Origin of the sequence: Salmonella sp. SAL04157 (assembly GCF_046551635.1) — a bacterium.
Classification (GTDB): Bacteria; Pseudomonadota; Gammaproteobacteria; order Enterobacterales; family Enterobacteriaceae; genus Salmonella; species Salmonella enterica.
Map to the genome: position 1 here is coordinate 124,605 of NZ_JBGDVS010000012.1, position 8,555 is coordinate 133,159.

Annotated in this window: 8 protein-coding genes; 4 read left to right on the forward strand and 4 right to left on the reverse strand. The window is 50.4% G+C overall.

Translation table 11 applies throughout. The annotated features are described in order from the left end of the window. Positions 1-152 precede the first annotated feature (152 nt). Positions 153-785, forward strand: a complete 633-nt coding sequence (gene yihA, locus ACLJRE_RS20430) for a ribosome biogenesis GTP-binding protein YihA/YsxC (RefSeq protein ID WP_000183327.1) — start codon at positions 153-155, stop codon at positions 783-785. Positions 786-1,119: 334 nt separating this feature from the next. Here the strand turns inward: yihA and polA are convergent, their stop codons facing one another. Then, positions 1,120-3,906, reverse strand: a complete 2,787-nt coding sequence (gene polA / locus ACLJRE_RS20435) for a DNA polymerase I (RefSeq protein ID WP_000249961.1) — start codon at positions 3,904-3,906, stop codon at positions 1,120-1,122. A 387-nt stretch (positions 3,907-4,293) separates the two neighbouring features. Here polA and ACLJRE_RS20440 point away from each other — a divergent pair, with 387 nt between their 5' ends. Continuing rightward, entirely contained in the window at positions 4,294-5,202 is a 909-nt protein-coding gene (locus tag ACLJRE_RS20440) for an acyltransferase (RefSeq protein WP_000196890.1), read from the forward strand. A gap of 12 nt (positions 5,203-5,214) precedes the next feature. On the opposite strand, the gene dsbA is transcribed toward ACLJRE_RS20440, so the two are convergent. The 3 genes from dsbA to ACLJRE_RS20455 form a co-directional block, all read right to left on the reverse strand. Beyond that, complete coding sequence (gene dsbA, locus ACLJRE_RS20445) at positions 5,215-5,838, reverse strand: thiol:disulfide interchange protein DsbA (RefSeq protein WP_023212206.1); 624 nt, start codon at positions 5,836-5,838, stop codon at positions 5,215-5,217. A gap of 16 nt (positions 5,839-5,854) precedes the next feature. Continuing rightward, a complete protein-coding gene (locus ACLJRE_RS20450; protein ID WP_000999264.1) occupies positions 5,855-6,841 on the reverse strand; it encodes a serine/threonine protein kinase in 987 nt (328 codons plus the stop codon). A 76-nt stretch (positions 6,842-6,917) separates the two neighbouring features. Next, positions 6,918-7,187, reverse strand: coding sequence for a YihD family protein (locus ACLJRE_RS20455; RefSeq protein ID WP_000649858.1), 270 nt, complete (start codon positions 7,185-7,187; stop codon positions 6,918-6,920). A 69-nt stretch (positions 7,188-7,256) separates the two neighbouring features. Between ACLJRE_RS20455 and mobA the strand changes: the two genes are divergently transcribed. Then, positions 7,257-7,841: a molybdenum cofactor guanylyltransferase MobA gene (mobA, locus tag ACLJRE_RS20460; RefSeq protein ID WP_023212207.1), complete on the forward strand. Its 585-nt coding sequence runs from the start codon at positions 7,257-7,259 to the stop codon at positions 7,839-7,841. Continuing rightward, a complete protein-coding gene (mobB, locus tag ACLJRE_RS20465) occupies positions 7,838-8,353 on the forward strand; it encodes a molybdopterin-guanine dinucleotide biosynthesis protein MobB (RefSeq protein ID WP_072196355.1) in 516 nt (171 codons plus the stop codon). The genes mobA and mobB overlap by 4 nt, the downstream gene beginning before the upstream one ends. Positions 8,354-8,555: the final 202 nt, after the last annotated feature.

An 8,555-nucleotide genomic window follows, 5' to 3' on the forward strand; every position in this document is an offset into this window, starting at 1 on the left:
GACAACGACTCTGTCATGTCGCATAAGTGCAATGGACAATGTCTCACAAAGCGTATGGCTTTTGCTTACAGCACCGACGCGCCGAAAAATCCGTCTTTTGCTGGCGTTCAGGTATAATCGCCACAATGCTTTGACTGACGGAGACGACCGCTTTGACTAACCTGAATTATCAACAGACGCATTTTGTGATGAGTGCGCCTGATATTCGCCATTTACCTTCCGATTGCGGAATTGAAGTGGCTTTTGCTGGCCGTTCCAATGCAGGCAAATCCAGCGCCCTGAACACGTTGACCAACCAAAAAAGCCTTGCGCGCACCTCTAAAACGCCGGGCCGTACCCAATTGATTAACCTGTTTGAAGTCGTAGATGGCAAACGGTTGGTCGACCTGCCGGGCTATGGCTACGCGGAAGTCCCGGAAGAGATGAAACGCAAGTGGCAACGCGCGCTGGGGGAATATCTGGAGAAACGTCAAAGCCTACAGGGCTTAGTCGTTTTAATGGATATCCGCCATCCGTTGAAAGACCTCGACCAGCAGATGATCCAGTGGGCTGTAGAGAGCAATATCCAGGTTCTGGTTCTGCTGACCAAAGCGGACAAACTGGCCAGCGGCGCGCGCAAGGCGCAGTTGAATATGGTACGTGAAGCCGTGCTGGCCTTTAATGGCGATGTGCAGGTAGAAGCGTTTTCCTCGCTGAAAAAGCAGGGAGTGGATAAGTTACGTCAGAAGCTGGATAGCTGGTTTAGCGAACTGGCACCGGTCGAAGAGATTCAGGACGGGGAATAATCATCCGCTATGCCGGATGGCGCCGCTGCGCGTCTTATCCGGCCTACGGTGCGAGCGAAACTTTTCTTACGCCCAATAAAAAACGCCCCAGTCATAAACTGACTGGGGCGGCTAAAATATTCAGCCAAATCCGATTACGTGAAGTAAAAGGTCTGAAAGATAGAACATCTTACCTCTGTACCCTACGTGAATAACTTTACTCTTTTTTGAGCAACACAGAAAGACCTTTTCGTAATTTTTTTTCATTCTTTACATAGGGAATTCTAATACCCATCACAAAACCCCCGTGCTTATGTTGCTTAATTACGAAAAAAGCGCGTTATTCCTTAAATGCTTAGTGCGCTTGATCCCAATTTTCTCCGCTACCGACTTCCACCAGCAACGGCACATCAATACGCGTGCAGTTTTCCATCAACTGATGGATACGTTTTGATACCGCATCTAAGTCGTCTTTATGCACCTCGAACACTAATTCATCGTGTACCTGCATAATCATCCGCACGCGCGGCTGCTCGGCCTGTAGCCAGGCATCGACGGCAATCATGGCGCGCTTGATGATATCGGCAGCCGTTCCTTGCATGGGAGCATTGATCGCCGCGCGTTCCGCCCCCGCGCGCCGCGCCGCGTTGCTGGATTTAATATCCGGCAGGTAAAGGCGGCGTCCCTCCAGCGTTTCCACATAACCTTGTTCTTTTGCCTGAGCGCGTGTGCGCTCCATATATTCCAGCACGCCAGGGTAGCGTTCGAAGTAGAGATCCATATACTTCTGCGCCTCTTTACGCGGAATATTAAGCTGGCGAGAAAGACCGAAGGCGCTCATCCCGTAAATCAGGCCAAAGTTAATGGCTTTCGCACTTCGGCGCTGTTCCCCGGTCACGCTATCCAGCGGCAAGCCAAAGACTTCCGCCGCCGTTGCGCGGTGAATATCCTTCCCTTCGGCGAACGCCGTAAGCAGTCCTTTATCACGGGAAAGATGCGCCATAATACGCAGCTCAATCTGTGAATAGTCCGCAGATACGATGAGATAATCCTCAGGCGCAATAAATGCCTGACGAATGCGGCGGCCTTCCTCATTGCGCACCGGAATATTTTGCAGGTTCGGATCGGTGGACGATAAACGTCCCGTCGCCGTTACCGCCTGATGATAGGAGGTGTGGACGCGCCCGGTTTTCGGGTTAATCATCAGCGGCAGCTTATCGGTATAGGTGGATTTTAGCTTCGCCAGACCACGATACTCCAGAATCACTTTCGGCAGCGGATAGTCCAGCGCTAGCTCCTCCAGCACCTCTTCCGACGTTGACGGCGCGCCGCCAGGCGTTTTCTTCAGCGGCTTAATACCCTGCTTTTCAAACAGGATGGTCTGCAACTGCTTCGTTGAGGACAGGTTGAACGCCTCGCCCGCAATGTCATGCGCTTTCTTTTCCAGTTCCGCCAGACGTAGTGTGATTTCTTCCGAATGTTTGTGCAGGACGGCAGGATCGATTTTTACGCCATTGCGCTCAACGCGTGACAGCACCGGCACCAGCGGCATTTCGATGTTTTCGAAAACATTCAGCGGGCCTTTGTGCTGCTGGAGCTCTGGCCACATTTTGAGATGCAACTGTAACGTGACATCCGCATCTTCTGCCGCATAGCGCCCCGCTTCCTCCAGTGCGATCTGGTTAAAGGTGAGCTGGTTTTTACCTTTACCGGCAATGTCTTCAAAGGTGATAGTTTTGTGCTTCAGCCAACGATCGGACAAGCTGTCCATATCATGGCGTCCGGCGACGCTGTTCAGAATGTAAGACTCAAGCATGGTATCGAAGGCGATACCGCGCAGCTCAATACCGTAATTTTGCAAGACGCCGCGATCGTACTTGAGGTTTTGCCCCACTTTGCGCACTTTTTCATCTTCCAGCAGCGGCTTCAGCAGTTCCAGAGCACGCTGGCGGGAAATTTGATCCGGAGCGTCCAGATAATCATGCGCGACAGGTACATACGCGGCAACGCCAGGTTCGATGGCAAACGAGAGGCCCACCAGGTTGGCGGCGATATTATCCAGGCTGTCGGTCTCCGTGTCGAAAGCAAAAACTGGCGCTTTTTTCAGCTTTTCAATCCAGCTTTCCAGCGTAACGTCGTCCAGAATAGTGACATAATTTTCATAAGAGAGCGCCGCTGCCGGTTCGCTGGGCGATTCATCAATAACGACCGTTTCCTGCGGTTTGGCCGCCGGTTTCGCGCCCTTTGCCTGTAGCCATTTGCCGGACTCAACGTCCGCCGTCCAGCGCTTAAACTCATATTTTTTAAACAGGCCCAGCAGTTCATCCGCAATCGGCTGCTGTACTTCAAGCTGTTCGCAGGTCAGCTCCAGTTCAACATCCGTTTTAATGGTGGCGAGTTTATAAGACAGGTACGCTACGTCTTTATTCTGCGCTAATTTAGCGGCCATCGTTTTGGCGCCGCGGAAAGTGAGGCCGGCAATTTTTTCCGGCTCGGCGTACAGCGTATCCAGGCCGCCCAATCCCTGAAGCAAAGCTTGCGCCGTCTTCTCACCCACGCCAGGTACGCCTGGAATATTATCCGAGGAGTCCCCCATCAGCGCCAGAAAGTCGATAATTAGCTCAGGCGGCACGCCGTACTTATTAACGACTTCATCCGGGCCGAGGATGGTGTTAGTCATGGTGTTGATCAGCGTAATATTCGGCGTCACCAACTGTGCCATATCTTTATCGCCAGTGCTGATTAATACCGGACGCCCCACCTTCTCCGCCTCTCGCGCCAGTGTACCGATAACGTCATCCGCTTCTACGCCAGAGACCGCCAGCAGAGGTAACCCCATGGCTTTAACCATGGCATGTAACGGCTCTATTTGCGCACGCAGATCATCCGGCATCGGAGGACGATGCGATTTGTAATGTTCAAAGAGCTCATCACGGAAGGTTTTTCCTTTGGCGTCAAACACCACCGCAGCATGCGTCGGCTGATACTGCATGATCAGGCTGCGCAACATGTTGAGGACACCATACATTGCGCCCGTAGGTTCTCCCGCGCTGTTGGTTAACGGCGGAAACGCATGATAGGCGCGATAGAGATAGGATGAGCCATCTACGAGAATAAGTGGGTTTTCTGGGATCTGAACCATAATGTCCGTGCCTGTTTAACAGATTATGGTTAAAGGATGCCACATACAGGAGGAAAACTTGAGTTTTTCGCCGCATTTGCGGAAAAGTTTTGTCGATCTTCAGGATCGCTCGCAAAAAAACCTGTGGATAACTTTGTGTGTAAATTCTTACCATTACTTTAAAATCAGCGCGATAGCCTTCTCCTCTTAATAATTACCCATTATTTTCAATGAGTTGTTAACATCACGTTTTTCTGATTATCTGATTCATGCCGTTATCATAATGTGGATAGTTGTTACGAGTGTTTCTATTTCACTCAGCGCCATCATTAGCATCGTTTTCTGATAGAATCAGCCTCTTGCGCCCTTTTCGCGCACCGTTTATGGCTAACTTTTGAATAATTTATTATGACGAGAATACTCGCGGCTATCACGCTCCCATTGAGTATCGTATTGACCATCCTGGTCACTATTGTTTGCTCAGTACCGATCATCATTGCCGGTATGGTAAAGCTCCTTTTGCCTGTTCCCGGTATCTGGCGCAAGGTCTCCATTTTCTGCAATTTCATGATGTATTGCTGGTGTGCTGGTCTTGCAGCGCTGTTACGCCTTAATCCGCACTTGCAATGGGATGTAGAAGGGTTAGAAGGGCTGAGCAAGAAAAATTGGTATTTACTGATTTGTAATCATCGTAGCTGGGCCGATATCGTTGTGCTTTGCGTTCTGTTCCGCAAGCATATCCCAATGAATAAGTACTTTCTTAAACAGCAATTGGCCTGGGTGCCGTTCATTGGCCTGGCGTGCTGGGCATTAGATATGCCGTTTATGAAGCGCTACTCCCGTAGCTACCTGCTCCGCCACCCCGATCGACGCGGCAAAGATGTTGAAACAACTCGTCGCTCTTGCGAAAAGTTTCGTCGGTATCCCACCACTATCGTTAACTTTGTTGAAGGCTCGCGATTTACGCATGAGAAACGCCAGCAAACGCATTCCCCCTATCAACATCTGTTGCCGCCAAAAGCAGCCGGGATTGCAATGGCGATTAATGTTTTAGGCTCACAGTTCGATAAGCTGCTTAATATTACGTTGTGTTACCCAAACAACGATCGCCACCCCTTCTACGATATGCTAAGTGGTAGGCTGACGCGTATTGTTGTTCGGGTGCAACTGGAACCCATAAATGAAGAACTGCACGGCGATTACGTGAACGACAAAACATTCAAACGCCGTTTTCAACGTTGGCTTAATACGCTGTGGGATAAGAAAGATATACAGATAGAAGAGATTAAAACATCTTATAAAAACGCCGGTCAGTGACCGGCGTTCTTTTTATTTTTTATCAACCAAATATTTCACGGTATCAGCATACTGCTGAACAAAAACATCCATGCTGCTGGTATCCATGCCTTGTGGGTTAATCTGGTATTTGCCATTGACGAACATCGCCGGAACGCCCTGCAGTTGCAGGTCAGCCGCGGCTTTCTCCTGTTGCGCAACCAGTGATTTCACCACGAAGCTGTTCCATGCCGCATCGTAATCTTCGCCTTTGACGCCCACATCAACGAACACTTTACGGATATCCGCGGCAGATTGTACTGTCTGGGTTTTCTGTACGGCTTCAAACAGCGGGACCGTGACTTTATCTTCTACACCCAACGCCATCGCCACCGCCCATGCCTGGGTGAGCTCCTTGCCCAACGGCCCCAGGAACTCAACGTGGTACTTGGTCATTTTGGTGCCTTCCGGCAGCTTTTTCTTCACATTGTCAGACACATGAAGCACTTCTTCAAACTGATAACAATGTGGGCAGTAGAAGGAGAAAAACTCCAGTACCTGGGGTTCGCCAGCGACCGGTTTATCCAGCGTGATATACTGTTTACCGTCGCTGATCTGTGCTGCCGAGGCGCTAAAAGCTAAAACCATACCAGCCAGCGCCAGCCAAATCTTTTTCATGATCAACTCTCTCCGATTAATACATTGGCGTTAATTGTAAAGGGGGTTCGTGCAAAATTTTAGTCTGCTCAATAAAAGTCGTTGTCTGTCGCTGCCAGTAATCTTCCCCTGTTAACCAGGGAAAGTTTTTTGGAAACGCAGGATCGCCCCAACGACGAATCAACCAGGCAAGATAATAAACTAAACGCATGGCACGTAAAGGTTCAATGAGGCCAATTTCAGCCGTATCGAACTCACTAACTTCTTCATAAGCTTCAATAATGGTTTCAAGCTGCATTCGCTGTTCGGCTTTGTCGCCGTTCAGCAGCATCCATAAATCCTGTATCGCCGGACCGTTACGGGCATCATCTAAATCGACAAACAGCGGTCCATCACGCCATAGAATGTTGCCGGCATGACAATCGCCGTGCAATCGCAGCGTGGCGAAATCGGTGCGCCAGCATTCGGTAACTGCAGACAGTAGAGTATCAGTGGCTTTCAGGAAAGCCGCTTTTTGCCCGGAGGGAATCAGTGCGGCATCTTCGAATACCTGACGAGGTTCAAAAAGATACTCTGCAAGCCCAATGTCAGGCCGGAAAGTGAAAGGACGTTTTCGCCCCGTCTGATGCAATCGACCAAGATAACGCCCTACCGCCTCCATCTGATCAATATTGTCTGCTTCAAACTGACGACCGCCTACGCTGGGGAAAATGGCATAATGATAGCCCTGATGCGCTAACAGCGTCTGGCCATTAAACGCGAGCGGAGCAGCAACCGGAACCTCATCCTTCACCAGTTCAAGCGCGAATTGGTGTTCTTCCCGAATTTGATCAACAGACCAGCGTTCAGGACGATAAAACTTAACGACAAAACGTCGACGGTCTTCATCCTGAAACTGATAGACGCGGTTTTCATAACTGTTTAGTGGAGTCAGCCCGGAATCCACCCTGATCCCCTGTTCAAACAGCGCATCCATGATGGTTTCCGGGTGTAGCGTCTGGAAAGTAAAAGCGTTGTCGTTCATCCCATCATCCGGAAAATACTACGAATGATTCAGGATATCATTTCGTGACGATTTCGGTGGCGCCGCTTACAAGGTTTTACTCTTTAATAACGCCGCGGGCGCGTAAAAGCGCCGTTTTAAAGTCCTCTTCATAGTCTTTTTGAATCCCCGGAATGGCGGCGTCTTTGGCGGAATCGCGCATTTTCAGATGGTAGATCAGGATATCATCAGTTAAATCTTCCAGTTTGCCGTCAAAACCTGACTCTTTCGCCAGTTTCTGCAAAAATTGCGTCAGATTAAGATCAGGCTCTTTCTGCCAGGCTGGCTGGAGGAGTTCAATGACTTCATTCAGGCGTTTACATTTCATAGCTGTGCTCCTTATTCTTGATACAGACACGGTAGCAGGGTCAATCCCACAATAAAAGAGGCGATATCGGTGAATCTGGATGAAGTAATAACCGGCGTGGTGCTGGCAGGCGGTAAAGCCCGGCGGATGGGAGGTGCGGATAAAGGTCTGCTTGAACTGGACGGGAAACCGCTCTGGCGACACGTTGCCGACGCGCTCGCGCCACAACTTGCTACGGTCGTCATTAGTGCTAATCGCCATCTGGATATCTACCAGGCCAGCGGCCTGAAAGTCATTCCGGATTCAATCGCTGACTTTCCCGGTCCGCTGGCGGGTATGCTTTCCGTTTTTCAGCAGGTAGCAGGCGACTGGTTTCTGTTTTGTCCCTGTGACAATCCCTGTATCCCCCACAACCTGGTCGATCGTTTAGCAGCGCAGCGTCATGGCGCACCCGTGGTTTGGGTTCATGATGGAGAACGCGATCATCCAACGATCGCGTTGATTAATCGTGCCGTTGAGCCCCAGTTGACAGATTATTTGCAAGCAGGCGAGCGGCGGGTAATGATTTTTATGCGCCGGGTAGGCGGACACGCCGTTGATTTCAGCGATTGTAAGGAGGCATTTGTGAACGTCAACACGCCGGAGGAACTCGCGCAATGGCAAAAGAGACCATGATACCGCTACTCGCCATTGCCGCGTGGAGCGGCACGGGAAAAACAACACTGCTGAAAAAACTGATCCCAGCACTTTGTGCGCACGGTATTCGGCCAGGGCTGATTAAGCATACCCATCATGATATGGATGTCGATAAACCGGGTAAAGATAGCTACGAATTACGTAAGGCCGGGGCGGCACAGACGCTGGTTGCCAGTCAGCAGCGCTGGGCGTTAATGACTGAAACGCCGGAGCAAGAAGAGTTGGATCTGGCATGGCTGGTGAGTCGGATGGATGCATCAAAACTGGATCTGGTGCTGGTAGAAGGGTTTAAACACGAAGCAGTTGCGAAGATCTTACTTTTTCGTCAGGGATGTGGGCACAACGAGGAAGAATTAATTCTTGATGAGCATGTTATTGCGGTTGCCAGTGATATTCCACTTGCCGTAGCGGTACCCGTTTTGGATCTTAATGATGTATCGCAGATTTCTGTCTTCATTTTGCGGTGGTTAGAGAAAGCACGTTCCTTGTAGGCCGGATAAGGCGAAGCTGCCATCCGGCGGTGCAGGTTGCCTGATGGCGCTGCGCTTATCAGGCCTACATTTTTACAGTTACCGCACACGCAAAAAAGCCCATCCGTCAGGATGGGCTTCTTCACTTATTTGATGCCTGGCAGTTCCCTACTCTCGCATGGGGAGACCCCACACTACCATCGGCGCTACGGCGTTTCACTTC

Bases quoted from the DNA above. Each gene is read 5' to 3' on its own strand.
- polA (WP_000249961.1), bottom strand. From the start codon at position 3,906: ATGGTTCAGATCCCAGAAAACCCACTTATTCTCGTAGATGGCTCATCC.
- mobB (WP_072196355.1), top strand. From the start codon at position 7,838: ATGATACCGCTACTCGCCATTGCCGCGTGGAGCGGCACGGGAAAAACA.
- ACLJRE_RS20455 (WP_000649858.1), bottom strand. From the start codon at position 7,187: ATGAAATGTAAACGCCTGAATGAAGTCATTGAACTCCTCCAGCCAGCC.
- dsbA (WP_023212206.1), bottom strand. From the start codon at position 5,838: ATGAAAAAGATTTGGCTGGCGCTGGCTGGTATGGTTTTAGCTTTTAGC.
- ACLJRE_RS20450 (WP_000999264.1), bottom strand. From the start codon at position 6,841: ATGAACGACAACGCTTTTACTTTCCAGACGCTACACCCGGAAACCATC.
- ACLJRE_RS20440 (WP_000196890.1), top strand. From the start codon at position 4,294: ATGACGAGAATACTCGCGGCTATCACGCTCCCATTGAGTATCGTATTG.